Here is a 26,362-nt window from a genome sequence, read left to right on the forward strand (position 1 = left end):
ACGTCGCGGGTCACGGTGCGCAGCGCATTTCGGGCTTCACGCCGGGCTCGGGTTGGGGCTGCGGTTGCGGCGTGATGACGGGCGGAATGCCGCCGCCGCCGTTGTCGCTGCCGCCGCAGGCGGACAGCGTGCAGGCCAGGAGGAAGGCGGCCAGCAGGCGCGCGGGGAGGGAAGCTTGGAGCAGCATGGGGTGATCCTCTCTTTGTGATGTCGTGGAGATCGGGGGTGATCGGAGTAATCAGGGCGCCAGTGCCGACAGCGGCTGGCCCGAGGTGTAGATGGCCGTGAGCTCTTCGGCGGTGAGCGCGCGGTTCCAGATCGCGAAGTCGTTGAAGTCCATCGCGCCGCGCGGAGAGGCCGACCAGCGCTGGTAGTACAGGCCGGTGGCGTCTTCGTTCAGCGCGATGCCCTTGCCCAGGCCGCCGAGCGCGGCGACCAGCGCATTCGAGAGCGCGACGCTGCCGGTCTGCGTGCCCTTCACGGGGTCGAACACGTAGCCGCTCATGTTCTTGCCGGCCTTGTCGACGACCATCGCCACGTAGGCCCAGCGGCCCGCGCTCAGGAAGTGCTTGCCCTTGATCTCGCCGCGGCCGCTGCCGGTGCCGGTGTTGAAGCGCAGCTCGCAGTTGCTGAACAGGCCGAGCGCGAGGCCTGCGTTGTCGCCGGTGTCGTAGTTCTTGTTGGCGATGACCGAGGCGCCGTTGCTCACGCCCTGGCTGCAGGTGGCGTCGGTGCGCAGCCAGAAGCCGAAGGTGAAGGCGGCCACGGCGGGCGACGTGGTCACGTCGCGCGTCTGCAGCAGCTTGTAGCCGGCCATGCCGCCCGCGTTCTTCACGCGGCTGTCCACGCGCAGCGCCTGCACGCGGTAGGGCGGCAGGAAGTTGTCGTCGGCCACGAGCGAACCGCCGTCGGCATCCGCGGCCATGGGCACGAGCGTGGCGGTGGCGTTGAGGTCCAGTGCGGGCAGTGCGTCGAGCGGGAAGAGGTTGACCAGGCCCACCTTCACGTAGGCGATCTGCGCGGAGACCGAGACGTTGGCGCCACCAGCGGCCACCGTGTACTGGAAGGCGTAGAGGCCGTCGGCCGCGGCCTTGACGGGGTCGGTGTAGCGCGTGGCGCCGGCCGGCAGCGTGGCGATGGGCTTGCCGTCGCGCAGCACCTGCACCGGGCCGCCGAGGTCGCCCGCGAGCGTCCACGAGAGTTCGATGCTGCTGCGGTCGGCGCTGGTGCGGGCCGCGAGCTGCTGCACGGCGGTGGTGGCCTGCAGGGCCTGGCCGTTGAGGTTGTAGGCCGCAGTCGCGGGCAGCGCGCCGAGGTGGCGCAGCACCGTGGGTGCGATGTCGGTCGCGGCGGCCGACTGGCGCAGCGCGCTGTCGTCTGCCGGCGAGGCGGCGCCCACGGCGGGCAGCGCGGGCAGGGTCTTGTTGCTGGCGATGAAGACGGTCTTGTTATCGACGTCCTTCAGGCTGGTGACGCCGCCGAAGGCATCGAGGCCGTGGCCGGTCGTGAGGATCACGAGCCAGTCTTCCTTCGCATCGTTGGCCGTGCGTTGCGCGATGCGCGCGAGCAGCTGGCCGACGGCCGTGGCGGTGTCGGAGACGGCGCGCTGGTAGCTGTCGCTGCGCAGGCCGTTGGCGGCTGCGGCGGCAGGCGCGCTGTACTGCGCCACGAGCAGGTCGTAGCCTGCGCCGATGAGGCGCGTGGTGTTGGCAGTCACGCAGGCGTCGGCACCGGCGCAGTCGACGGCGGTGTCGAGCGTGCCGGTTTCCGCGAGCAGCAGGTTCGGATACAGCGCGTTGGCGGTGACCGATGCGGTGAGGTAGCCCGCGTCCTTCTTCTGCTTCGCGAAGGTGAAGACCGAGGGCGCGAGCTTGGCGTCGATGCGTTGGTCCGCGGTGTCGGCGCGCACCGCGTGGCGCGGCACCCAGGTGCCGGTCAGCAGCGTGGCCCAGCCGGGGCCGTCGGTGGTGGGCTGCTCGCTGAGCGCGCCGTCGGTGCCGCCGGTCCATGCGGGAGCGAGTTGCAGCGATTGCAGCGCGGCCGGCACCTTCTTCTGTGCGATGGCGTCGCGCAGGACGGCATGCGTGAGGCCGTCGATCTCGACGATCAGCGCCTTCGGGCCGCTCTTGCCTTCGTTGGGCGTGCTGCTCGGGGGCGGCGTCGGGGTGCCGCTGATCGGCGGAAAGGCAACGCCACCGCCGCCTCCACCACCGCAGGCCGCGAGCGCGGCGGAAATCGCAAGGGGCAACAGCCAGCGCGTGAGAGGCGCGGCGTGCGTAGAAGGAGTCGGACGCATCGGAAAAGCCGTTCGGTTCTTGTTGTCTGTCGAGGGAGGTGAAAGGCCGGCGCGAAAAAAAAGTGCCACGAAGGCACTGCGCACCGGACAGGCGACAAGACTAGGGAGAACCCGTTACTCGGCAGTGAACGAGCGATGACAGTGGGACGAAACGCGTGTGACAACGCGCTGGTCTGCGGCTTTGTGGAGACCGCGAAAGAGGGGGCTGGGGCGCGTGCCCAGGCCCCGGGTACTTCCCTCCGCGAATGTCCCCCGGGGCTGCGCCCCTCCTCCTTGATTTCGCTGCGGGGAGCACCCAGTGCCCTGCGCACGAGGCACGTTGCTGGTGTGCGGCCGATCAACGACTGCACTGCCCATCGATCACGTCGATGGGGTGCCTTGCGCAGCGAAATTAAGGAGGAGGGCGAAGCCCGGGGGACATTCGCGGAGCAAGGTGCCCCGTCGGCGGGATCGCGCCCTGAACGGCGTCAGGGCTCGTTGCTGATGCCGCTCGACACATGCCCCGCAGGCACATGCCGCGAGGCTGCGTCGACGTGACCGGTCTGGTCGTCGAAGAAGAAGTCGGGCTCGAATTCGCGCAGGAATTCGCCCTTGGGCAGGCCGCCGAGGAACATCGCTTCGTCGACGCGGATGTTCCACTTCATGAGCGTGCGGATCGCGCGCTCGTGCGCCGGTGCACTGCGCGCCGTGACCAGTGCGGTGCGGATGCGCATCTGCGCATTGCCCGCCATCTGCAGCCGGTGCAAGGCCATCAGCAGCGGCTTGAACGGGCCTTCGGGCAGGGGCAGGTCGGCCTTGCTGAGTTCGTGCGCCTGGAAGGCGTCGAGGCCCTCGGCCTGGAACACGCGCTCGGCCTCGTCGCTGAAGAGCACCGCGTCGCCGTCGAAGGCGATGCGCACTTCGTTCGGCCACGCATCGCTGGCCTTCACCGATTCGACCAGCACGCGCGCGGCGGGAAAGCCCGCGGCGAGTGCCTCGCGCACGTCTTGCGCGTTGACCGACAGGAACAGGTGCGCGCGCAGCGGGCGCAGGTAGCCGAAGGGCGGGCGGCCTTGGGTGAACACGCCGCGCTGCAGCTTGATGTCGGCCGCGGCGCTCGACTTGAAGATGCGCATGCCCGACACCGGGTCGTTGCGCGACAGGATGACCACCTCGACGCGCTGCACGCCGTCTTCGTTGAAGCGCAGCAGCTTGCGGATCAGCGACGACGCGATGCCGGGGGCGGCCGGTTCATCGATGCGATCGAGCTGCAGCTTCATGTAGCCCTCGTTGTCGCCGGCCTCGAAGATCTTGTTTTCTTCTTCGAGGTTGAAGAGGGCCCGCGAGGAGATCGCGACCACGAGTTTGTCTTCGAGCGTTACGGGCATGTGAGGGGCTCCCCGTCCGTCGTCACTTGACGAACTGATTGAGCTGGATGATAGGCAGCATGACGGCCAGCACGATGAGCATGACCACGCCGCCCATGGCGACGATGAGCAGCGGCTCCAGGATGGTGGCCAGGTGCATCGCGCGGCGCTGCACTTCGGCGCCCAGCTGGTTGGCGGCGCGTTGCAGCATCACGGGCAGCGTGCCGGTCTGTTCGCCCAGGCGCGCGAACATCGACACCAGCCCCGGAAAGCGTTTCTTCTGCGCCAGTGCGGACGCCAGCGGCGCGCCTTCGCGCACCAGCACCAGCGCGTCGAGCGCGTCGGCGCGCATGGCGCGGTTGCCCAGCGTTTCGGAGGCGGCCTGCAGCGCGCGCAGGATCGGCACGCCGGCCGTGGCCAGCATGGCGAGCGTGCTGGCGAAACGCGCCGCGTTGTAGCCGCGCGCGAGCTTGCCGACCAGCGGCAGCTTGAGCCAGGCGGCGTCGAACTTGAGGCGGAAGGCTTCCTGTGCCAGCGCGACACGCACGCCGATGGCTGCGATCACGATGGCACCCAGCATCCACCAGCCGTAGTTGCGAACGGCCGCGCTCAGCGACAGCATCACGGTCGTGAGAAAGGGCAGCGAGCGCTTGGTGCCCGCGAACACCTGCGCCACCTGCGGCACCACGTAGCTCACGAGGAAGATCACGATCACGATCGCCACCAGCGTGACGATGGCCGGGTACAGCGCGGCGCCGATCAGCTTCTGCTGCAGCACCTGGCGTTCTTCGAGGTCGTCGGCGAGGCGTTCGAGCACGAGCCCGAGGTTGCCGCTTTGCTCGCCGGCGCCGATCACGGCGGTGTAGATGGGCGAGAACTCGCGCGGGTGCGCCGACAGCGCGCGCGCGAAGGGCGAGCCCGCGTTGACCTCGGCGCGCAGCGAGGCCACGAGGTTGCGCTGCGGTTCCGATTCGGCCTCGTCGGTGAGGGCCGTGAGCGCGCGTTCCAGCGGCAGGCCGGCCGAGATGAGGCCGGCGAGCTGGCGTGTCCACACGGCAAGGTTCGTCGAGTTGAAGACACGCTTGCCGCCTCCGAGCCAGCGCGTGAGCGTGCTGCCCGCGCTGCCACCAGCGCCGGCCGCATCGCCACCGCCGACCGGTTTGACCGACAGCGGAATGAGCGCCTGCGCCCGCAGCAGGCCGCGTGCGGCGCGCGCGGTGTCGGCCTCGAGCACGCCCTCGCGCGACTGGCCGCTGGCATCGATGGCTTCGAAGGAATAGGCGGGCATCGCGGGTCGCTATTCGCGGGTGACGCGCAAGAGTTCGGCGCGCGAGGTGATGCCGGCCTGCACCAGCCGTTCGCCGTCTTCGCGCATGGAGCGCAGGCCGCCGCGCGCGCCGGCTTCGAACAGCGCGCTCTCGGCGGCCTTGCCGTGGATGAGCGCCTGCACTTCGTCGTCGGCCACGAGCAGCTCGAAGATGCCGGTGCGGCCCTGGTAGCCGGTCTGGCCGCAGGCCTCGCAGCCCGCGCCGCCGCAGGCGGTGCAGACCTTGCGCACGAGGCGCTGCGCCAGCACGCCGAGCAGCGACGAGCTCAAGAGGAAGGGCTCCACGCCCATGTCGGTCAGGCGCGTGACGGCGCTCACCGAATCGTTGGTGTGCAGCGTGGCCAGCACGAGGTGGCCGGTGAGCGAGGCCTGGATGGCGATCTGCGCGGTTTCGAAGTCGCGGATTTCGCCGATCATGATCACGTCGGGGTCCTGCCGCAGGATGGCGCGCAGGGCCTTGGCGAAGGTGAGTTCGATCTTCGCGTTGATCTGCGTCTGGCCCACGCCCGGCAGCTCGTACTCGATGGGGTCTTCCACCGTCATGATGTTGCTGCGGCTCGCATCGAGCCGGGCCAGTGCGGCATACAGCGTGGTGGTCTTGCCCGAGCCGGTGGGGCCGGTCACGAGGATGATGCCGTGCGGCTGCGCAATGAGCTTTTCGAAGCGCGCCAGCGAATCGCCCTGCATGCCGACCGATTCGAGCGTGAGCTTCGATTCGCTCTTGTCCAGAAGGCGCAGCACGGCGCGTTCGCCGTGCGCGCTGGGCAGCGTCGACACCCGCACGTCGACCGCGCGCGTGCCGATGCGCAGGCTGATGCGCCCGTCCTGCGGCAGCCGCTTCTCGGAGATGTCGAGGTCGGCCATGATCTTCAGGCGCGAGATCAGCGCGGCGTGCAGTGCGCGGTTGGGTTGCACCACCTCGCGCAGCGTGCCGTCGATGCGAAAGCGCACCGACGACGTGCGCTCGTAGGGCTCGATGTGGATGTCGCTGGCGCCGTCGCGCGCGGCCTGCGTGAGCAGCGCGTTCAGCATGCGGATGATGGGCGCGTCGCCGGCGCTGGCCAGCAGGTCTTCGACCGCGGGCAGCTCCTGCATCATGCGCGAGAGGTCGGCGTCGTTCTGCACTTCGCTGACCACCGCGGCGGCGCTCGACTCGCCCTGCGCGTAGGCGGCGCTGATGCGCTGCGCGAGCGGGCCGTCGTCGAGCACCTCGAAGGCCTGCACGCCGTACTTGCGGGTCACTTCACCGACCGCGCTGCGTGCCGGGTGGGAAGACATCCACAGCGTGTGGCGGCCGTCGTCCGTGGCTTCGAGCAGCAGTTGCTGGCTGCGTGCGAACGCGTAGGGCAGGGGATAGCGCATGGGGGGATGGCGTGTGCGAAACGGGGCTCAGGGCAGCTCGCGCGAGCTGGTCGGGTCGGCGGTGGGCGGCAGCGCGCCGCGCAGCGGGCTGGGCGCGAGCCGGCGGTTGTCGGTGGCGGGGCGCGGCGGCGGGATGAGCTGCGTGCCTTCCATGCGGGTTTCGCTGGTCTTCTTGCCGCTGTCGCTGCTGTTGAGGCGGTTGATGCGCACCAGCGGCGCTTCGGGCAGCACGGGCGCCGAGTCGACACCGCGCAGCATGATGTTGTCGGTGTTGGGCTGCGTGCGCTGCTGCATGCCGCGGATCTCGTCGTAGCGGTCGTAGGCGAAGGCTTCGGTGGAGGCGCCGTCGCGCATCACGGCGGGGCGCAGGAACATCATGAGGTTGCTCTTGTCGCGCGTGCGCACCTCGTTCTTGAACAGGTTGCCGAGCACGGGGATGTCGCCGGCCACGGGCACCTTCTCGACGGTGTTGCCGTAGTTGTCCGACAGCAGGCCGCCGAGCATCACGAGGCCGCCGTCTTCCACCAGCACGCTCGACTCGATGGAGCGCTTGTTGGTGGTCGGGCCGTTGGGGTCCTTGGCCGTGTTCTGGTCGACCGTGGAGGTCTCCTGGAAGATGGTCATCTTCACGGTGCCGTTCTCGTTGATGGTCGGGCGCACGCGCAGCGTGAGGCCCACGTCCTTGCGCTCCACCGTGGTGAACGGGTTGATGCCGACCGAGCCCGAGGTGCTGGCGTACTGGCCGGTCACGAAGGGCACGTTCTGGCCGATGACGATCTTGGCTTCTTCGTTGTCCAGCGTCAGCAGGTTGGGCGTGGACAGCACGTTGGCGTCGCCGTCGCTGTTGAAGAAGTTGGCGATGGCGCCCAGGATGTACTGGCCGCCGATCTTGCCGGCGATGCCCAGGTTCAGGCCGGTGGAAGGCCGCACGTTGGCGACGTCGCGCGTGGCCAGGGCCTGCGTCAGCGCCAGGATGTTGGCGCTGGCCAGGCTGGAGTTGGTGCCGATGACGGCGTTGTTGCCCAGCGCGCTTTGCCACTGCACGCCGAAGTTGGCGGCCTTCTTGGCGCTGACCTCGACGATGAGCGCCTCGATCATCACCTGCGCGCGGCGGCCGTCGAGCTTGTCGATCACGGCGCGCATCTGGCGGTACTGCGGCTCGGGCGCGGTGATGATGAGCGAGTTGGTGCTCGGGTCGGCCTGGATCTGGCCGCCGGTGGACGGCTGGTTGGCGTTGTTCAGCGGCGCGTTGGCGGCGGCCGAACCGCCGCCCTGGGTGTTGTTGCCGCCGAAGCTGGCCTGCGTCATCGGCATGCTGGCCGGCGGCACCGACGAACCGGCGCTGCCCGCGGCGCCGGGCGCGCCCGGCACCTGCGACTGCTGCTGGCTCGCGGCCATCGCGGCGCGCAGCGTGGCCGCCAGGCGCACCGCGTCGGCGTTCTTCAGGTAGACCACGTAGATGTTGCCGGCCGCGCCGTTGCTGCTTTCGGCTGGCGCACGGTCGAGCTTCTCGACCAGCGTGCGCACGAGTTGCGCGCGCGCGGGGTTGGCGGCGCGAAGAATCAGCGAGTTGCTGCGCGGGTCGGCCATCAGCGTGGTGCGGAACGAGGCGTCGGCACCGCCCGGTGCGGCCGCGCCCGGCGCCCCCGCTCCACCGCCTTCAACCAGCCGCGTGACCAGCGGCACCATGTCGGTGGCCACCGAATGCTTGAGCTGGATGACTTCGATGTCGGACGCGTTGGGCACGTCGAGCGACGCGATGATGCGCGCCAGCCGGCGCATGTTGTCGGCGTAGTCGGTGATCACGAGCGAGTTGTTGCCCGGGTTCACGTTGATGGTGTTGTTCGGCGGGATCAGCGGGCGCAGCACCGGCAGCAGGCTGTTGGCCGACTCGTAGTTCAGGCGAAAGATCTGCGTGACGATCTGGTTGCCCGCGGCCGCGCTGGCGCCGCCGATGGAGGTGTTGACGGTGCTGGTCTGCAGCTTGGCGTCGGCCTCGGGCACCACCTTGTACAGGCCGTCGGCTTCCACCACCGCGAAGCCCTGCAGGCGCAGAGCAGCGGCAAACTGGTTGAACGCAGCGGCCGGCGCCAGCGGGCGGTCGGTGACCAGGTTCATGGTGCCCTTGACGCGCGGGTCGACCACCACGTCGCGCCCGGTGACCACGGCCATGGTGCGGGCCACGGCCTCGATGTCGGCGGCGGCAAAGTTCAGCGTGATCGGTTCGCCGCGCCGCGGGGCGTCGCCGGTCTGCGCGTAGGCGGGCGGCAGCACCGGCACGAACGACGCCGCGATCAGCAGGCGTACCGCGAGCGCGACGAGGCCGGGGCGGGCGCCGGACGAGGACAGAGGCTTCTTCATGGTCGGATCAACCCAGGGTGATGATCGAGCGCGCACCGTCGCGCCGCCCGATGATGTTCAACAAATTGGAAAGTGCGTCTTCGCGGCCCGGTGCCGCGCTGGCTTCGCCATTGAAGCGCAACGCGGTGCCGCTCCAGTCGCCGCTGCCGTTCAGTTCGAGGCTGCCTTCGCGCGTGCTCAGCAGCAGCGTGGGGCGCGTACCGCCTTCGAGCGACAGGCGGTAGCTGCCCATCGGCCGCAAGGTCGACAGGGCGGATGACACATCGGTGGCGTCGAGCGTGGCCTGGCCTTCGATGCGCAAGGCGGGGCCGTCCCACTGCATGGCGAAGGCGCGGGTGTTGAGGTCGAGGGCGCCTTCGAGCTTGAGCGTGTTCCAGGGCGCGCCCAGGCCGGTGAGCAGCGTGGCGGGCCAGCGCGAGCGGGCGTCCTGCCATGCGAGCTGCAGGCCGTTGGCGCGCGGGCTGGCCTGCAGGCCGAGGGGCTGCGCCGCGCAGCAGGACAGATCGAGGCGTGCCGAGAGGCCGCGCCAGTTCGGCCACATGCGCCAGTTCAAGAGGCCGGGCAGCGAGACGGCCTGCGTGCCGCCGGCGCCGCTGGCGAACACGACGGCGGCGGTGCCGTTCCAGACCGTGCCGCGCGGGTTGACCAGCAGCAGGCGGCCTTGCGTCCAGCCCGAGAGCGCCGAGGCGAGCCAGCGCGCCGGTGCGAACAGCACGACCGCCACCAGCATGCCGGTCGCGGCGCCGAGCACGGCCCAGCGCCAGCTGCCGCGGCGCGGCTGGAGGTCGGGGACCGGGGGACGTCTCGCCATGCCGTGCGGTGCGTGGGGCTGCTTCAGCGCGGGGCGGGCAGCGCCATCACGAGCGTGCCGTCCCAGCGGGGTTGCGGAGGTTGGTCGGGCGTGGCGGGCGCAGGCTTGGCGCCCGGCGGCGGCGGTGCGACGGGCGCGCGCGTCAGGTGCACTTCGCGCGGCACGGCGTGGGCGTTGCCGCGCGCCTGTGCGAGCCATTGCGCCAGGTTCTGGGCGGGCGCGCCGCGCAGCGTGACGGTGGCGGCGCCGTCGCCGCCGGCCGTCATGAGCTGCGCGTTCGTGACGCCCAGGCCGTCGCGCACCGAGCTTTCGAGCGCGCGCAGGGCGTCGTCGCGCGCCAGGCGCGGTTGCGACTGCAGCGCCTTCGCGCGGTTCTGCAAGGTGGCCATCTGCTGGAGCTGGGCGTCGAGCCGTGCGTGTTCGGCCGGTGCCGCGGCCAGCGTGCGCAGCGCGGGGGCGAGCGCGATCCACCAGAGCAAGGCCAGTGCCACCAGCGCGACGGCGCCGATGACGAGGCGGCGCTCGCGCATCCCGAGGACGGCCCAGCGGGCCTTGAGTTGTTCGCTGAAGTTCATCGGTTGGCCTCGGCCTGCACCAGCAGCAGATCGCCTTCGGTGCGCACCTGGTAGCCGCGCGGCGACAGCACGGCGGTGATCTGCGTGACCTCCTGTGGCTGCAGCCCGAGGCCGCGCAGACGCAGCTGGCCGGCGCTGAAGTCGATGGCGCTCGGGGAGCGGCCGGGCGGCAGGGCGGTGGCGATGGCGCCGACCATGGGTTCGAAATCGCTCGGCGCCACGTCGCCCACGGCCTGCTGCAGCGCGGCGACCTCGCGGCCCATCTGCAGCGGCGCGTCGACCACGATCTTCACCGAGGGGAAGGTCTGCGTCAGGATGGCGCGCGTGGCCTGGCGCTTGGACTCGAGCGCGTTGCGCTCTTTCCAGGCCCAGGCGTTCAGGCCGATGAGTTGCGTCAGCAGCAGCACCACGATGCCCCAGCGCGCGGCGCGCCATTCGGGCGCGAAGCGCAGCGTTTGAAGCACCGAGGCGAACTTCTTGCCGGCGCGCGCGCGGCCCGTCACGGCGAGGTCGAACTGCGCGAGCTCCCAGGGCGTGCGCGTGGCGTGCAGCCAGCGCTGCGGCGCCTGCACGATCGGCACGCGGCGCTGCAGCAGGTGCTCGGCGGCCTCGGCAACGGCGGGTTCGGTGGTGATGACGGCGGTGTCCAGCGGCAGACCGTTCGACAGGGCCAGGCCCGCGCCGGCCAGCGGCAGCGAGACCACGCCGTCGCCGTCGCAGACCGTGAGCTGCGGTGCCTCGGGCTCGCCCGTGACCTGCAGCAGCGGCGGCGCGTCGGCCGGCTGCGGCGTGAATTCGGGAACGATGCGCACCACGCGCCGGCCGGCGGCTTCGAGCCCCTGCACGACGCTGCGCAGCCAGATGCGGTTGCAGGCCGCGACCCACACCGGCTCGCCGGCCTTGGCATCGGGTGCGAGCGCGAAGTGCAGGGCTTCCGGGTCGTCGAGCAGGTGCTCTTCGAGCAGGCCGTCGAGCACGGCGCGCAGCTTCGAGGTGCTGCCCATGCTGCCCTTGGGCAGCGTGACGCGGTGCCACGACAGCGCCGAGGACGGGATGCCGAGCGTGACTTCGGGGCCCGACGGCAGCAGCGTCAGCAGCGCGCGGCCCTGGTCGCGCAGGGCGATGCCGTCCTCACCGGCCTGGGCCCAGTCGTACTCGCCCGCGGCATCGGCCGGAGGGAGGGGGGCAAGGAGCAGCAGCGGGGTCATGTCGGGGGGTGTCGGAAAAGCCGGTGATTGTAGGAGGGTGTCTTACAAGTTGTTGCTATTGTTTGAATAGCATATCTTGCAGAGACTACGTGCGTTTGACGGTGTTTTGATCAGAGAAAAGGAAAGCGGCGTCAGGGTTTTGCCGGGGGCATGGTGGCGCCCGCGCCACGGGTGCGCCAGACGGTGGTCACGGCCAGGCCCTTGCGAAAGAGCAGCGAATGCTCCTCGACCCAGGTGCGGTCCAGCCGCAGCCGGCCGTACACCTCGAAATACTGGGTGCCCACGCCGTGCTGGGCTGCGTTGAAGCGCGAGCCGCCGCTGGGCAGGCCGGCGTTGGCTTCCTCGATGTTCTTGAAGAAGGAGCGCGTGCGTCGCTCCACCAACTGGCGCGCGCTGGCGATGCCCAGCGATTCGACGCTCGCGCTGATGGCTTCGGCGCTGGCCGTGTTGAGGTTGAGCGTGGTGCGCTCCGGCAGGATCGTCACGTAGGGCTCGAGCGCGGCGGCGGTGGCGGGCGAGAGGCCGAGCCACACCAGTTGCGCGACCTCCTGCGGCATCAGCGGGGCGGCGCCGGTGTCGGCGCTGGCATCGCTGCTGCCGCTGCTGCTGCCACCGCCGCTACCGCCTGAGGCGGCGTCGGTGCTGCCGGTGTGCAGCGCGCTCGCGAGCCGCGCGGTCATCTGGGTCAGCTCGCCGGCCGGCAGGCCGAGCAGGTTGAAGAGGCGCGTGAAGGTGGCGACGCTGGCTGGCACCGGCTTGCCGGCGTCCACCAGCGACAGCACGTTGAGCTTGGACTGCGCGTCGACGATGCGGCCCGACAGGAACGCGTCGGGCAGGCCTTCGAGGTTGTCGCTGGCCACGTTCTTCTCAGCCGACAGGAAGCTGGTGAGGCGGGCCTCTTCGAGCGGCACGGCCCACGGTTCGCCGAGGTGGTCGGGGCCGCCGGCGCGGCCGTCTTCGCCGAGGATCAGGCGCGACCAGTCGAGCGCGCCGATCAGCACCCAGGCCGCCTGCACGCGCGCGCGCTCGGCGCCTTCGACCTCGGCCGAGCGCCATTGCTGCCAGAGCGCGGCGGCGGAAAAGGTGGCGACCAGCATCACGGTCAGCATCGCGGCGAGCAGCGCGGCGCCGCGCTGGCGGCGCGTGCTGGCCACGCGGTACGGCCGTGGCGCGGTCATGAGCGCGGCCCCCCGAGCGTCGGGCGCACCCAGTCGCGTGTGAGCGTGCCCGAGAGCCCGTCGCCGGGCGGCAGGGTCAGCACCAGCCGCACGCCGTCGGGCATGGCGACGAGTGCGCCGGCCGGGTTGGACGGGTTCGCCGCCGCGACGGGCAGCGGCTCCGCCGGCACCCAGGCGTTGTTGCGGAAGTACGCGAGCTGCCAGCTGTTGACCGGCATCAGCGCCACATCGGTGGCGCCGCCGGTGGGCGCGGCGCCGTCCTGCGCCCACGCGGCCGCGAGGTTCCAGGCCTGCACCCATTCGCCGCGCGTGGCGAAGGGCGCCGACTGCCAGCGCCGCCAGCGCGTGCCGTCGGCGCCGGGGCGCAGCGTCCAGGCGACGACCTGCACGGTCGGCGTGCTGGTGTCGCTGCCGCGGCGCGTCATGCGCAGCACGCGGCCATCCCAGTCGATCGGGCGGGTCTGCGCGAGCAGGGTGATGGCGTCCAGGTCGGCGCTCCACTGCGCGAGCGTGGCCTGCAGCGTGAGCACCGCGTCGGCGCGCAGCTGGTTCTGCGTGGTGGCGCGCGACATGCTGTCCAGGCCGCGCCAGCTCACGAGGGCGAGCAGCGCCATGACTGCGATGGCGACCAGCAGCTCGATCAGCGTGAAGCCGCGTGCGCGCGAAGGCTTGCGGATGTGCGCCATCAGACGCGCCCCACCACGGTCGACACGCGCAGCAGCGGTGCGCTGCCTTCGTCGCGCACCTGCACGTCGACGCGCCGGAAATTCGGATTGAGCGTGGGCACCGTCGTGGTCGTCACGAGGAAGGTGAGGCCGGCCTGCAGGCAGATGGAGCCCGAGTCGCCGACGGCCGGCATCTGCCGCGACAGGCGCGCCTTGGCGAGTTCGTTTTCGGCGCACAGGCCGGCCAGCACGAGGTCGGACTGGCGCTGCGCATTGCGCGTGAGCGACATCGTGGCCTGCGAGCCGGCCGCCAGCGCGAGCGCGACGATGCCCAGCGCGATCAGCACCTCGACCAGCGTGAAGCCGTGGCTGGAGCCGGCGCGCCGCAGCCGTTGTCTCATGGCACGGCGAACACGGTGAAGGGCCGCAGCCCGTCGGTGGCGACGCGCAGCACGCGCGCGGGCGGGCCGTCGCTGTGCAGCATGACCTGTTGCGCCGGAATGATGGGGTCGGGCCCGAGCTGCAGCGCCGCCACCGGCGTGTCGCCGCCCAGCATGGGCTGGGCCGTGATGCCTGCGTGGGTCCAGCCGGTGGGCAGGGCGTCGGCGGGCAGGCCGTCGAAGACGAAGCCGCCGCCTTCGACGAGGCGCCAGCGCACCATGACGCCACTGGCGCGCGACTGGGCACGGGCCGATTCGAGCAGGGCGGCGAGGCGGTCGGCCTCGCGGTCGAGCGCGGCGGCGTTGGTGTCGCGCATCGCGAAACTCACGCTGGCGGTCGCGATGGCGATGATCGCGATCACCACGATCAGCTCCAGCAGCGTGAAGCCACGCGCTGCGCGAGGCGGTGGCAGCACCACGCGGCCGGGGGCGATGCGCTTACTGCCAGCTGCCGATGTCGGCATTCTTGCCCTCGCCGCCGCTCTGTCCGTCGGCGCCGAAGGAGAGCACGTCGATTTCGCCCTTGATGCCGGGGTTCATGTACTGGTACGGATGGCCCCAGGGGTCGTTGGGCAGCTTCTCGACGTAGGGCTTCCAGTTGGGCGCGGCCGGGCCCGCGGTGGGGCGGGTCAGCAGCGACTGCAGGCCCTGCTCGGCGGTCGGGTAGCGCTGGTTGTCGAGGCGGTAGAGCTTGAGCGCCTGCATCAGGTTGTTGATGTCGGTGCGGGCGGCGGTGACGCGGGCGTCGTCGGCGCGCTCGATCACGTTCGGCACGATCAGCGCAGCGAGCACGCCGATGATGACAAGCACCACCATGAGTTCGATCAGCGTGAAGCCGCGTTGTGCGGTGCGGGAGACGGAACGAAGGAGTTTGTTCATAGCTTGCGGGGACATGAGGCGGTAAGCGCGCTGCATGATAATCCGCGGCCATGACAAGTCCTTACTCCGCAGCCCGCTGGCATGCCCCACTTGCAACGACGGGGCTTTGGGCGTTGGCCGCGGGCGCCGCGGTGTTCTGGGCGCTGCGGCTGGCCTCGCCGGCCGACGCCGTGGCCGCTGCGGCCACGATGCCGCGCGCACCGGTCGCGGCCGATGCCGAGGCGGTGGCCCGGTTGCTGGGCGTGGTCACGGTGACGTCGAACGCGCCCGTGGCGCCGGAGGCCGCGAGCCGCTTCGCGCTGTCCGGCGTGGTGGCGGACCCGTCGAACCAGGGCGCGGCGCTGATCTCGATCGACGGCAAGCCGCCGCGGCCGTTTCGTGTCGGCTCGAAGGTCGGCGAGAGCTATGTGCTGCAGTCGGTGGGCGTGCGCGCGGCGACGCTCGGTGCCCAGCGCGACGGGCCGGCGGCGTTCACGCTGCAGCTGCCGGTGCGTGCGCCGCTGAGCATGGGGCTTCCGACGCCGCCTGCCGGTCTGTCGTCGGTGCAGTCACCTGCGCCAGCCGGGCCGTTGCCGGCCACGATGCCGACGATGGTGATGCCGCCGCAGCAGCAACAGCAACTTCCCGCCACGGCGGGCGCCGCGATGGAGCCACCGCCGCAGGCGCAGACCCCTGCGCAGTAAGCGCAGCGGTCTTTTTCTTTCTCTTTTCTTCTTCTTTTCTTCAGGCCTGGAGGAACAGGCGGTAGGCCGGGTTGGCCGTTTCCTCGACGCAGGGATAGCCCAGCGTTTCGAGGAAGCTGTCGAAGGCCGCCGACTCTTCGGCCGGCACCTGCAGGCCCACGAGGATGCGCCCGTAGTCGGCGCCCTGGTTGCGGTAGTGGAACAGGCTGATGTTCCAGTTCGGCCGCATCAGGCTCAGGAACTTGAGCAGCGCACCCGGACGTTCGGGGAACACGAAGCGCAGCAGGCGCTCGTCGTGCGCCAGCCCCGTGCGGCCGCCCACCAGGTGGCGCAGATGCTCCTTGGCGAGTTCGTCGTGCGTGAGGTCGAGTGCGTCGAAGCCGTGTTCGATGAAGACCTTCGCGATGGTGGCCGACTCGCCGCGCGCCGAGGTCGTGAGGCCGACGAACACGTGGGCCTTGGCGGCATCGCTGATGCGGTAGTTGAACTCGGTCACGTTGCGCGGCGCGCCACCGGCCGGCAGCTGGCTGATGAGTTCGCAGAAGCGACGGAAGCTGCCGCGCTCTTCGGGGATGGTCACGGCGAACAGCGCCTCGCGCTCCTCGCCGACCTCGGCCCGCTCGGCCACGAAGCGCAGCCGGTCGAAGTTCATGTTGGCGCCGCACAAAATCGCCGCGTAGGTCTCGCCCTTGCGGCCGTGCTCGGCGGTGTACTGCTTGATGGCCGCCACGGCCAGCGCACCGGCCGGCTCGACGATGCTGCGCGTGTCGACGAACACGTCCTTGATGGCGGCGCACACCGCATCGGTGTCGACCGAGATGTAGCCGTCGACCAGGTTCTGCGCGATGCGGAAGGTTTCCTCGCCGACCAGCTTGACGGCCGTGCCATCGGAGAACAGGCCGACGTCGGGCAGGCTCACGCGCTGGTGCGCGGCGACCGATTGCATCATCGCGTCGGAGTCGTTCATCTGGACGCCGATCACCTTGATCTCGGGCCGCACAGCCTTGATGTAGTTGGCCACGCCGGAGATGAGACCACCGCCGCCGATCGCCACGAACACCGCGTCGAGCGGGCCCTGGTGCTGGCGCAGGATTTCCATCGCGATGGTGCCCTGGCCCGCGATGACGTCGGGGTCGTCGAAGGGATGGACGAAGGTCAGGTTCTGCTGCGTCTGCAATTCGAGCGCATGCAGGTAGGCGTCGGAATAGCTGTCGCCATGCAGCACGATCTCGCCGCCGAAGCCACGCACCGCATCGATCTTCAATTGCGGTGTGGTCACGGGCATCACGATCACGGCGCGCGTGCCGAGCTTGCGCGCGCCGAGCGCAACGCCTTGCGCGTGATTGCCGGCCGATGCGCAAATCACGCCGCTCGCCAATTGCGCTTTGCTCAGGTGCGCCATCTTGTTATAGGCGCCGCGCAGTTTGAAACTGAATACGGGTTGCTGGTCCTCGCGCTTGAGCAACACGGTATTGCCGAGCCGCTCGCTGAGCGCGCGTGCCTTCTCCAGAGCGGACTCGACGGCCACGTCGTAGACCCGCGCATTGAGGATTTTTCTGAGATAGTCGGCGGGCGTTAACGCCGCAGTAACGGGTGCATTGCGCAAGATCTTTTCCAGGGAGTTTTCATTTGCTAACCATCAATCATAAGAGGCATCGGTATTGCATGCGGGGAATGGCATGGACACAAATGTCATAAACCTATTCCGCAAGGCTCCTGCTGCAAATGATTCCGGTTTTTTTGCGCGCACCTATCCCGCGATTCATACGCCCGCTAATTCACTAACAGTTGGGCAGAATTTGTTATCAGTTTCTGTCAGTGACCTTTCGAGAGGACTGATGCAGGCCGAGGCCGCGCGCGTGCAACGCGGCGAAATCGGACGGCCCACATGGCAGGTCATGGGTAACAGATTGCGTGCGCACATCGTTCCGTTGCTGGGCGATGTGCCGGTGGCTGTGTTCACGACCGCGGACGTGCAGCGCCTGATCGATCACCTCGGGGAACAAGGCTTTACGAGCACGACGATCGCGCAGTACCTCGTGTTGCTCCGCAAGGTGGTCATGCATGGCGTGCACGTTGGTGCATTGCGCGAGGCCCCCGTGTTCCCGAAGGTCAAGGTGCGCAGCCAGCCGCGCGGCAGCTTCAGCGTGGCGGAGTACCGTGCGCTGATCGCGGCGGCGCGCAGCTTGCGCGGCCATTCGCACCCGGTGCTGGATCGGCTGACGGCCGGCGAACGTTTCTGGATTGCTCGTGAGTTGCTCGTCATGCCCGACGAGCTGCCGTGGCTGATCCGCTGGATGGTCAACACCTTCGTGCGTCCCAGCGACATCAAGCTCATGAAGCACAAGCACATCGAGGTGGTGCGAGGCAAGCATGTCTACCTGCGGATGAACCTGCCGGAGACCAAGCGGCACAGCCAGCCCATCGTGAGCCTGCGACCTGCCGTTCGTGTCTATGAATGCCTGGTCGCGTACCGCGAGACCCATGGTTTCGGCGGGGCGGAAGACTACATCTTCATGCCGCACCTGAAGAACCGCGAGCACGCGCTGGCGGTTCTCAATTTCTTCTTTCACTGGGTGCTCGAAAAGACCGGTCTCGAGAAAGGACCGCTGGGTCAGTCGAGGACGCTGTATTGCTTGCGCCATACGGCCATCACGTTGCGGCTCCTGTATGGGCAGGGGATCGACATGCTGACGCTGGCGCGCAATGCACGAACGAGTGTCAACATGGTCGAGCGTTTCTACGCATCGGTGCTGAGCGGAGAAATGAATGTGGGGCTGCTGCAGAGCAGGCGTGGCCGGATGAATTGAGGAAGGACAAAAAGCCGCCCGGCTTGAACCGGGCGGCTTGAGCGTTTGCAGATTCAAACTGGCGTGGGCCAGCATGTGAATCGACAGCGAACGATCAGAAGGCGTGACGGATGCCGAAGTCGTAGCCCGTCGAGGTCTTCGGCGTGAAGCCGTTCCCGGTGCCTTGGAAGCCCGGGCCGCCGACGGTCAGCGATGCGCCGTTCTTGTTGCTCACGCGAGCAACGGTGGCGTACAGGGCCGTGCGCTTCGACAGGTTGTGCACGTAGCCGATCGCCAGCTTGTTGGCCTTCTTGTCTGCGGGCAGCACTTCCCAGGGGTTGCGGGCAACCAGGTTCTCGTCGTACTTGACGCTCGAGTACGAAGCGCGGATCAGGCCAGCACCGACCGGCACGGTCACGCCGAGCAGGTAGCCGGTCAGGTCGATGTCCGGACGGCCGCCGAGGTACGGTTCGACTTCGTAGTCAACCTTGTTCTTGGCGCGCGACAGTTCACCGAACAGCTTCACGGGACCGAAGTCGTACGAAGCGCCCAGGTTCAGCGTGTTGACCTTGGTGGTCGTGCCGACGTAGAACTGGTCACCAACGGTGCCGCTGCCATAAGCCAGCGCAACATCCAGGGGGCCGTTGGCGTAGCCGAAGCGGCCACCGACATAGCGACCGGTGCGCGATGCGTTTTCCGTGAGGGGCGTTGCGGTGCCGGGGCTGTACTTGGTCTTCTCGTGGAAGCCGTACATCACCTGGCCGTAGAAACCACCCAGGTTCGGCGGCAGGAAGTAGCCGATGCTGTTGCCGGCGCGAACGTAGTTGCTGCCACCGGCATCGGGGAGCTGCGGAACGTTCTTGAGGGCATCGGGAAGCTTCTTGCCGTCGGCATAGCCGGTGAAACCGCCGAACGAGCCGTTGGCCGTCGAGACCAGGTTGGTGCCCACGCCGTTGGTGCCGAACGGATCGAACACGGTGTCGTTCCAGAACGTCGGGGTGTAGTCGCGGCCGAGGCGGACTTCACCGAACCCGCCCGACAGGCTCACGGTCGAACGGCGCGTGAATGTCGAGACGCCCGTCTGGCCGTCGTCGTTGCTGATCGGGGCCTCGAGCCAGAAGCTGGCGGCCAGGCCACCACCGAGGTCTTCCGTGCCACGGAAGCCCAGACGGCTGGAGTTGTAGCCCGAGTGGGCCAGTTCACGGCGGCTTGCCTTGATGCTGCCGCGGTTCAGGTAGAACGGGTTGTAGATGGGGAAGCCGAGCCTGTCGTACGTGACGCCATTGCCCAGGTCACGCGAGGTGGACGAGTAGCCGCTGATCGACGCGTCGACCACACCAAACAGCGTGACGGACGACTGAGCCGAGGCAACACCGGCAACAGCCAGGGCAGCCAGAGCAGCTGCCCTTTCGCAGTGGAGGGCTAGAGTGGCGCGGCCATCGGGGCGCACAAAGAAAAAAGCCCCGAGTCTTGCGACTCGGGGCTAAATCCACCAATTGGAAGGGTGGAGGAGACAACTGGGTGCGCACCATGAAGTGCGCAGCAATGAAATAGAGTATACCCACCCTTTGTTGCGATGCAACAAGCAGGCGATGCTTTTCCCACACACAAGTTGATGTTTGGTGCGCATTTTTCCGCACGAATTCATCCCAATTGGAGCTGAACACCATGGAATGCACAGTAAGTTGGACCGGTGACGCAGGCACTCGATCGGCCATGGGCTTCGTGGCCGAGACCGGCAGCGGCCATGTCCTGATGATGGACGGCGCCCCGGACGCGGCCAAGCCCGAGAACGGCGGCCAGAACCTGGCGGCACGGCCGATGGAAACCGTGCTCGCGGGCACGGGCGGTTGCACCGCCTACGACGTGGTGCTCATATTGAAGAGGGGGCGCCATCGCGTCGAGCGCTGCAGCGTCAAACTGACCAGCGAGCGCGCCGAGAAGGATCCCAAGGTCTTCACGAAGATCCACATGCACTTCACCGTGGCGGGCAAGGGTATTCCGGCCACCGCCGTGGAGCGGGCGATCGCGCTCAGCCACGAAACCTACTGCTCCGCCAGCATCATGTTGGCGAAGACGGCGGAAATCACGACCAGCTTCGATCTGATCGAGACCTGAAACGCCGGATGGCGGTGCGCCGGAGCCTCAGATCCGGTGCGCGACGGTCGTCATGACCCGCGATGCTAGGCGCATCAGGGCCTTGGCCGGGGCCGGCAGTTCCGCGGCGCCCGCGTCGACGGCCTGCGTGGCATGGCGGGCTTCGTCGATCTTCATCTGCTCGACCACGGCGCGGGACGCGTGATCGGTCGGCGGTAGCCGGTCCAGGTGGCTTTCGAGGTGTGCCTCCACCTGCCGTTCGGTTTCGGCAACAAAGCCGAGGCTCAGGGGGTCACCCAGGCGTCCGGCAATCAGGCCAAGACCGAAGGCGCCTGCATACCAGAGTGGATTCAGGAGGGACGGGCGGGCGCCCAGGTCGTCCAGCCGCTGCCGGGTCCAGGCCAGGTGATCGGTTTCTTCATGCGCGGCTTCCAGGAAGTGCGCGCGCAACGCCGGGTCCCGCGCCACGGCGGCCTGGGCGGTGTACAGCGCCTGGGCACAGACTTCGCCGACATGGTTCACGCGCATCAGCGCACCGGCCTCGCGGCGCTCCGATTCGCTCAATTCACCTTGCGGCTGGATCGCGGGCGGAAGCGACCGGGTGGCGTGAGATCGGGCAAAAAGCGTGCGCAAAGCCGCATCGGCGGCTGTGAGGGCGGGGTCGAGCAGGGCGGTCATGGGTCTATTTGAACGCACCTGTCCGGCGATGCAAGGACAGCACATTTCGTTTCATATCGTGGCAAAACCACCCGTCTAAGTCCTTTGTTGCACGACTGCAACGAAACACGCGGGGCTTCCAAGATTTAGGGCGATTTGTTTTGCCCTGCCGCAGCGGCTCTGGTGCAATAGCATCAACTTCCCAAAAGGAGGTTGGCCCGGGGTCCGGTGGGAGCACAAAAGTGCCAGTCACGGTGAGCCCTTCGCACCGGAGCCCTATGTTTAACCTTGGAGAAACTTGCAATGAAAAAATCTCTAGTTGCTCTGGCTGCCCTGGCTGTTGCCGGTGTTGCCTCGGCTCAGTCGTCCGTCACGCTGTTTGGTGTGGTCGACGCGTCGATCAGCGGCTACTCGTCCACCTCGCGTGACCTGAACGGTGCCACCTTCCTGAACCCGTTCTACCTGAACAAGGGCAGCGTCAAGGCAAGCCGTCGCGAACTGGCTAACTCGGGCTACAACTCCAGCCGTCTGGGCTTCCGTGGTACGGAAGACCTCGGTGGTGGCCTGGCAGCCAGCTTCTGGCTCGAAGCTCCGATCACCAACGACGACGGCCAGCAAGGTGTTGCTACGTTCGCACGTCGCTCGACCGTGAGCCTGTCGGGTGGTTTCGGTGAAATCCGCCTGGGTCGTGACTACACCCCGACGTTCTGGAACGACACCGTGTTCGATCCGTTCGGCACCAACGGCGTTGGCACCAACCTGATCTCGACGGCCAACAATGGCTTCGGTGGCTTCGGTACCCCTGCAGCTTCGACCGGCGCGTTCACCAACGTCGGCACGAGCAACTACGTTCGCGCCAGCAACACCATCGGCTACTTCCTGCCGCCGAACCTGGGTGGTTTCTACGGTCAAGTGCAGTACGGCTTCGCTGAGAAGACCAAGTACAGCCCTGGCCTGGCAACGCCTGATGTGGCTAACAGCCAGCGTCAAGGTCGTTACGTCGGCGGCCGCTTCGGCTACGCCAACGGCCCCCTGGACGTTGCTCTGGCTTACGGCAGCAGCACCGTTGGTGACCAGTTCTACGTCGGCACGACCACCAAGGTCAACACGCTGAACCTGGGCGCTTCGTACGACTTCGGTCCCGTGAAGCTGTTCGGTGAACTGTCGCGCGCCAAGAACAAGGTTGACTACGAAGTCACCCCGTTCGCCGGTGGCCGTCCTGACATCGACCTGACCGGTTACCTGCTCGGCGTGACCGTGCCGGTCGGTGCTGGCCTGATCCGCGCTTCGTACTCGAGCGTCAAGTACGACTACAACCAGCCCGCAGTGCTGTTCCAGCCCGCAGTTGCTGACCCGAAGGCCAACAAGCTGGCTATCGGCTACGTGCACAACCTGTCGAAGCGCACGGCTCTGTACGCTACCGTTGCTCGCGTGAGCAACAAGAACGGTGCAGCTCTGACCGTTGGCGGCCCGGCTTTCGTGACCACGGGTGGCTTCACCCCGAAGACCTCGACCGGCTACGACTTCGGTATCCGTCACGCTTTCTAATTTGATGCTGGCGCAAGCCAGCTTCGAATCGAAAGACTGAAAGCCACCCGGCGCAAGCCGGGTGGCTTTTTCTTTTGGCGCGCGCCTGTTCTCACTCGTAAAAATTGCGCCTCCACCCCCGGGGAACCCCCGTGCGGGCACGCTGCTTGCACTGCTAGCATGCCGCGATCACTCTTGTTGCTGAATGACTGCCTTTGTACTGCGCCGCCTGATCCAGGCCGTGATCGTGATGATCGCGGTTGCGTTCATTGCCTTCCTCCTCTTTCAATATGTCGGCGACCCGGTCGTGTTCCTGCTGGGACAGGATGCCAAGCCCGACCAGATCCGTGAAATGCGCGCCGCATTGGGGCTCGACCGACCCTTCTTCGTGCAGTTCTGGCATTTCCTCGTCAACGCCGCGCAAGGCGAATTCGGGCTGAGCCTGCGCCAGGGCGCCAAGGTGTCGCGCCTGATCGGCGAGCGCTTCCCGGCCACGCTCGAACTCGCACTCGTGGCCGCGGCCCTGGCGCTGTTCGTCGGCATTCCGATGGGCGTGTACACCGCCCTGCGCCGTGGCACCTTCATGAGCCAGGTGTTCATGACCGTCTCGCTGCTCGGCGTGTCGCTGCCCACTTTCCTCATCGGCATCCTGCTGATCCTGGTCTTCGCCGTGACGCTGGGCTGGTTCCCGAGCTTCGGGCGCGGTGACACGGTGCAGTTCGGCTGGTGGACCAGCGGCCTGTTCAAGGCCGACGGCTGGCACCACATCATCCTGCCGGCGGTGACGCTGGCGATCTTCCAGCTCACGCTGATCATGCGGCTGGTGCGCGCCGAGATGCTCGAGGTGCTGCGCACCGACTACATCAAGTTCGCGCGCGCACGGGGCCTGTCGAACCGCGCCATCCACTTCGGCCACGCGCTCAAGAACACGCTGGTGCCGGTCATGACCATCACCGGCCTGCAGCTCGGCGGCCTGATCGCCTTTGCGATCATCACGGAGTCGGTGTTCCAGTGGCCCGGCATGGGGCTGCTCTTCATCCAGGCCGTGACCTTCGCGGACATCCCTGTGATGGCCGCCTATCTGTGCCTGATCGCACTGATCTTCGTGGTGATCAACCTCGTGGTCGACCTGTTGTACTTCGTGGTCGATCCCCGGCTGCGCGTGGGCAAGGCGGGAGGCCATTGAGGTGAGTGTCGCAACCGCTGCCGCAACGCCGCGCCTGCAGGCCTCCGGCCGGGCCTTCGCGCACATCGCCAGCTTCTACCCCGAGATCACGGCCTTTCGTCGCGACCTGCACGCCCACCCCGAGCTCGGCTTCGAAGAGGTCTACACGGCGGGCCGCGTGCGCGAAGCGCTGCGCGCCTGCGGCGTGGACGAGATCCACGAGGGCATCGGCAAGACCGGTGTCGTCGGCGTCATCCGCGGCAAGTCGACCGCCAGCGGCCGCATGATCGGCCTGCGTGCCGACATGGACGCGCTGCCCATGCGCGAGGACAACGACTTCGGCTGGCGCTCCGCCAACGATGGCCTCATGCACGGCTGCGGCCACGACGGCCACACCGCCATGCTGGTCGGCGCCGCGCGCTATCTGGCCGAGACGCGCGACTTCGACGGCACCGCCGTGCTGATCTTCCAGCCCGGCGAAGAAGGCTTGGCCGGTGCGCGCGTGATGATTGAAGACGGCCTGTTCGACCGCTTCCCGGTGAACGCTGTCTATGCGATGCACAACTGGCCCGCGATGCCGGCCGGCACCGTCGGCATCAACCGCGGCGCGATGATGGCCGCGGCCGATCGCGTGACGATCGAGATCAAGGGCAAGGGCGGCCACGGCGCGCATGCCTACCAGACCATCGATCCCGTCGTGGTGGCTGCGCACATCATCACCGCCGCGCAGACCATCGTGTCGCGCAGCGTGCGCCCCATCGACGCGGCCGTCGTCAGCATCTGCGCCGTGCAGGCCGGCGACCTCGGCGCGATGAGTGTGATCCCGGGCGAGGCCACGCTGGTCGGCACCGTGCGCACCTTCAGCGCACGCGTGCAGGCGCAGGTCGAGCAGCGACTGAGCGAGCTGTGCACGGCCATTGCCACCGGCTTTGGCGCGACCGCGACGATCAAGTACGAACGCATCTACCCGGCCACGATCAACACCGCGCCCGAAGCGATGTTCGCGGCCGACGTGGCGCAGGCGCTGGTCGGTGCGAAGAACGTCGATCGCAACCTGGAGCCCAGCATGGGCGCCGAAGATTTTTCCTTCATGCTGCAGAAGAAGGCCGGTGCCTATCTGCGCATCGGCCAGGACGCCCGCAGCGGCGCCTTCCTGCACAACAGCCGTTACGACTTCAACGACGAGATCCTGCCGCTGGGCGCCGCTTTGCATGCGGGCCTGATCGAGCAGGGCATGCCGCTGGCTGCTACCCGCAGCCTGCAGCCAGGGAAAGCCGCCGCCACCGCGGCGCCGTGATGTGTTCGATTTCAACCCGAGGAGTGTTCCCATGAGTTTCAAGAAGCAAGCGGCTGCGGTCGCTGTCCTGTGCGCTCTGAGCGCCGTCAGCATGGTCGCCAGCGCGCAGACCATCCGCATCGCGAACCAGGGCGATGCCCTGTCGCTCGACCCGCACTCGCTCAACGAGTCGCTGCAGCTGAGCGTCACCGCCAACGTCTATGAAACTCTCGTGGGCCGCAACAAGGACCTGAGCCTGGCACCGCTGCTCGCCACCAGCTGGAAGCAGACCTCGCCGAACGTGTGGCGCTTCGAACTGCGCAAGGGCGTGGTGTTCCATGACGGCACGCCGTTCAGCGCCGACGACGTGGTGTTCAGCTTCGCGCGTGCGCAGGGCGACGGCTCCGACATGAAGGCCACGCTCAGCGAGATCAAGGCCGTGCGCAAGGTCGGCGACCTCGCCGTCGAAATCGAAACCAACGGCCCGTTCCCGATCCTGCCCGACGTGATCTCGCTCACCATGATCATGAGCAAGAAGTGGTGCGAGGAAAACCAGGCCACCAAGCCCGTCGACCGCCGCAAGGGCATCGAGAACACCGCCTCGTTCAAGGCCAACGGCACCGGCCCGTTCCGCGTGCGTGAACGTCAGCCCAACGTGCGCACCGTGTTCACGCGCAACGGCACCTACTGGGGCAAGATCGACGGCAACGCGCAGGAGATCGTGTTCACGCCCATCGCCAACCCCGCGACCCGCGTGGCCGCGCTGGTCTCCGGCGAAGTCGACGTGATGGAGCCCGTGCCCGTGCAGGACATCGCGCGCATCAACGCCGCGCCCAACGCCCGCGTCATCACCGGCCCCGAGATGCGCACCATCTTCCTGGGCATGGACCAGAAGCGCGACGAGCTGCAGTACTCGAACGTGAAGGGCAAGAACCCGTTCAAGGACAAGCGCGTGCGCCAGGCCTTCTACCAGGCCATCGACATCGCCGGCATCCAGCGCACCGTGATGCGCGGCGCCTCCAAGCCCACCGCGCTGCTCGTCGGCCCGGGCATCAATGGCTGGACCGCCGACCAGGACAAGCGCTTACCCTTCGACGTCGACGCCGCCAAGAAGCTGCTGACCGAAGCCGGCTACCCCAACGGCTTCGAAGTCTCGATGAACTGCCCGAACGACCGCTACGTCAACGACGGCCAGATCTGCCAGAGCGTGGCCGCCAACCTCGCGAAGATCGGCGTCAAGATCAACCTCGTGGCCGAGACCAAGGGCACCTACTTCCCGAAGATCCTGCGCCGCGACACCAGCTTCTACATGCTGGGCTGGACCCCGACCACCTACGACTCGCACAACGCGCTGAGCTCGCTCACCTCGTGTCCCGACGACAAGGGCACGGGTCAGTTCAACCTGGGCGCCTACTGCAACCCCAAGCTCGACGAGCTGACCAAGAAGATCCAGTCCGAGTCGGACAAGGCCAAGCGCAACGAGATGATCAAGGAAGCCTTCAAGGTCCATTCCGACGACATCGGCCACCTGCCGCTGCATCAGCAGTCGCTGGCCTGGGGTGTGAGCAAGAAGGTCGAGCTGGTGCAACTGGCCGACAACTTCATGTACTTCAAGTGGATGAGCATCAAGTAAGTCGACCGTGGGCCGCTGCCTGAGCGGCCCGACCATGGGCCCGCTTCTTGCGGGCCCATTCTTTTTTGCCTCACGATGAAAAATAAC

At 67.9% G+C, this 26,362-nt stretch carries 24 protein-coding genes; 7 read left to right on the forward strand and 17 right to left on the reverse strand.

The features are described from left to right. Positions 1-10 precede the first annotated feature (10 nt). From AC07OX_RS26970 to gspG, 14 genes are all read right to left on the reverse strand, one after another. Entirely contained in the window at positions 11-187 is a 177-nt protein-coding gene (locus AC07OX_RS26970; protein WP_185993741.1) for a hypothetical protein, read from the reverse strand. Positions 188-238: 51 nt separating this feature from the next. Further along, on the reverse strand, positions 239-2,296 hold the full coding sequence (locus AC07OX_RS26975; RefSeq protein ID WP_495262666.1) for a LamG-like jellyroll fold domain-containing protein: 2,058 nt from the start codon (positions 2,294-2,296) through the stop codon (positions 239-241). Between the two features lie 467 nt (positions 2,297-2,763). Further along, complete coding sequence (locus AC07OX_RS26980) at positions 2,764-3,663, reverse strand: 5'-nucleotidase (RefSeq protein ID WP_070060017.1); 900 nt, start codon at positions 3,661-3,663, stop codon at positions 2,764-2,766. 22 nt (positions 3,664-3,685) lie between these two features. Beyond that, a complete protein-coding gene (gene gspF / locus AC07OX_RS26985; RefSeq protein ID WP_095948273.1) occupies positions 3,686-4,930 on the reverse strand; it encodes a type II secretion system inner membrane protein GspF in 1,245 nt (414 codons plus the stop codon). A gap of 9 nt (positions 4,931-4,939) precedes the next feature. Then, positions 4,940-6,331: a GspE/PulE family protein gene (locus tag AC07OX_RS26990; RefSeq protein ID WP_062472610.1), complete on the reverse strand. Its 1,392-nt coding sequence runs from the start codon at positions 6,329-6,331 to the stop codon at positions 4,940-4,942. Between the two features lie 27 nt (positions 6,332-6,358). Next, complete coding sequence (gspD, locus tag AC07OX_RS26995) at positions 6,359-8,692, reverse strand: type II secretion system secretin GspD (protein ID WP_495262665.1); 2,334 nt, start codon at positions 8,690-8,692, stop codon at positions 6,359-6,361. A gap of 7 nt (positions 8,693-8,699) precedes the next feature. Beyond that, positions 8,700-9,503 carry a type II secretion system protein N gene (gene gspN / locus AC07OX_RS27000; RefSeq protein WP_159278470.1) on the reverse strand — a complete coding sequence of 268 codons (804 nt, stop codon included), beginning with the start codon at positions 9,501-9,503 and terminating at the stop codon, positions 8,700-8,702. Between the two features lie 23 nt (positions 9,504-9,526). Next, complete coding sequence (locus AC07OX_RS27005) at positions 9,527-10,078, reverse strand: type II secretion system protein M (protein WP_095948277.1); 552 nt, start codon at positions 10,076-10,078, stop codon at positions 9,527-9,529. After that, positions 10,075-11,286, reverse strand: coding sequence for a type II secretion system protein GspL (gene gspL, locus AC07OX_RS27010; RefSeq protein WP_489059095.1), 1,212 nt, complete (start codon positions 11,284-11,286; stop codon positions 10,075-10,077). The genes AC07OX_RS27005 and gspL overlap by 4 nt, the downstream gene beginning before the upstream one ends. 131 nt (positions 11,287-11,417) lie before the next feature. After that, positions 11,418-12,464 (reverse strand): type II secretion system minor pseudopilin GspK, encoded by a 1,047-nt coding sequence (gene gspK, locus AC07OX_RS27015; RefSeq protein WP_495262664.1) that lies wholly within the window; start codon positions 12,462-12,464, stop codon positions 11,418-11,420. Next, complete coding sequence (locus AC07OX_RS27020; protein ID WP_495262663.1) at positions 12,461-13,150, reverse strand: PulJ/GspJ family protein; 690 nt, start codon at positions 13,148-13,150, stop codon at positions 12,461-12,463. Before AC07OX_RS27020 ends, gspK begins: the two co-directional genes overlap by 4 nt. Next, positions 13,150-13,530 (reverse strand): type II secretion system minor pseudopilin GspI, encoded by a 381-nt coding sequence (gspI, locus tag AC07OX_RS27025; protein WP_307638382.1) that lies wholly within the window; start codon positions 13,528-13,530, stop codon positions 13,150-13,152. Before gspI ends, AC07OX_RS27020 begins: the two co-directional genes overlap by 1 nt. Beyond that, entirely contained in the window at positions 13,527-14,033 is a 507-nt protein-coding gene (locus tag AC07OX_RS27030; protein ID WP_070060010.1) for a prepilin-type N-terminal cleavage/methylation domain-containing protein, read from the reverse strand. Before AC07OX_RS27030 ends, gspI begins: the two co-directional genes overlap by 4 nt. Further along, positions 14,008-14,448, reverse strand: a complete 441-nt coding sequence (gene gspG / locus AC07OX_RS27035) for a type II secretion system major pseudopilin GspG (RefSeq protein WP_056573020.1) — start codon at positions 14,446-14,448, stop codon at positions 14,008-14,010. Before gspG ends, AC07OX_RS27030 begins: the two co-directional genes overlap by 26 nt. A 50-nt stretch (positions 14,449-14,498) precedes the next feature. On the opposite strand from gspG, the gene AC07OX_RS27040 reads away from it, so the two are divergent. Then, entirely contained in the window at positions 14,499-15,131 is a 633-nt protein-coding gene (locus AC07OX_RS27040) for a type II secretion system protein N (RefSeq protein WP_495262662.1), read from the forward strand. Positions 15,132-15,171: 40 nt separating this feature from the next. On the opposite strand, the gene ilvA is transcribed toward AC07OX_RS27040, so the two are convergent. Further along, on the reverse strand, positions 15,172-16,737 hold the full coding sequence (gene ilvA / locus AC07OX_RS27045) for a threonine ammonia-lyase, biosynthetic (RefSeq protein WP_495262661.1): 1,566 nt from the start codon (positions 16,735-16,737) through the stop codon (positions 15,172-15,174). A 73-nt stretch (positions 16,738-16,810) separates the two neighbouring features. Between ilvA and AC07OX_RS27050 the strand changes: the two genes are divergently transcribed. Then, on the forward strand, positions 16,811-17,941 hold the full coding sequence (locus AC07OX_RS27050) for a site-specific integrase (RefSeq protein ID WP_495262660.1): 1,131 nt from the start codon (positions 16,811-16,813) through the stop codon (positions 17,939-17,941). 94 nt (positions 17,942-18,035) lie between these two features. Here AC07OX_RS27050 and AC07OX_RS27055 read toward each other — a convergent pair whose 3' ends face one another. Further along, complete coding sequence (locus tag AC07OX_RS27055; RefSeq protein WP_495262683.1) at positions 18,036-19,316, reverse strand: porin; 1,281 nt, start codon at positions 19,314-19,316, stop codon at positions 18,036-18,038. Positions 19,317-19,588: 272 nt separating this feature from the next. Here AC07OX_RS27055 and AC07OX_RS27060 point away from each other — a divergent pair, with 272 nt between their 5' ends. Further along, positions 19,589-20,038 carry an OsmC family protein gene (locus AC07OX_RS27060; protein WP_062472691.1) on the forward strand — a complete coding sequence of 150 codons (450 nt, stop codon included), beginning with the start codon at positions 19,589-19,591 and terminating at the stop codon, positions 20,036-20,038. 27 nt (positions 20,039-20,065) lie between these two features. Here the strand turns inward: AC07OX_RS27060 and coq7 are convergent, their stop codons facing one another. Next, positions 20,066-20,695: a 2-polyprenyl-3-methyl-6-methoxy-1,4-benzoquinone monooxygenase gene (gene coq7 / locus AC07OX_RS27065; protein WP_495262659.1), complete on the reverse strand. Its 630-nt coding sequence runs from the start codon at positions 20,693-20,695 to the stop codon at positions 20,066-20,068. A gap of 282 nt (positions 20,696-20,977) precedes the next feature. Between coq7 and AC07OX_RS27070 the strand changes: the two genes are divergently transcribed. The 4 genes from AC07OX_RS27070 (at position 20,978) to AC07OX_RS27085 (ending at position 26,275) form a co-directional block, all read left to right on the forward strand. Further along, positions 20,978-22,222, forward strand: coding sequence for a porin (locus AC07OX_RS27070; protein ID WP_495262658.1), 1,245 nt, complete (start codon positions 20,978-20,980; stop codon positions 22,220-22,222). A 184-nt stretch (positions 22,223-22,406) separates the two neighbouring features. Beyond that, positions 22,407-23,387 carry an ABC transporter permease gene (locus tag AC07OX_RS27075; RefSeq protein WP_056573001.1) on the forward strand — a complete coding sequence of 327 codons (981 nt, stop codon included), beginning with the start codon at positions 22,407-22,409 and terminating at the stop codon, positions 23,385-23,387. A gap of 1 nt (position 23,388) precedes the next feature. Continuing rightward, a complete protein-coding gene (locus AC07OX_RS27080) occupies positions 23,389-24,663 on the forward strand; it encodes a M20 aminoacylase family protein (RefSeq protein ID WP_070060001.1) in 1,275 nt (424 codons plus the stop codon). A gap of 31 nt (positions 24,664-24,694) precedes the next feature. Next, positions 24,695-26,275 (forward strand): ABC transporter substrate-binding protein, encoded by a 1,581-nt coding sequence (locus AC07OX_RS27085; RefSeq protein WP_495262657.1) that lies wholly within the window; start codon positions 24,695-24,697, stop codon positions 26,273-26,275. The last annotated feature ends 87 nt before the right edge of the window (positions 26,276-26,362 follow it).

It is taken from the genome of Variovorax sp. GW821-FHT09D07 (assembly GCF_059416345.1).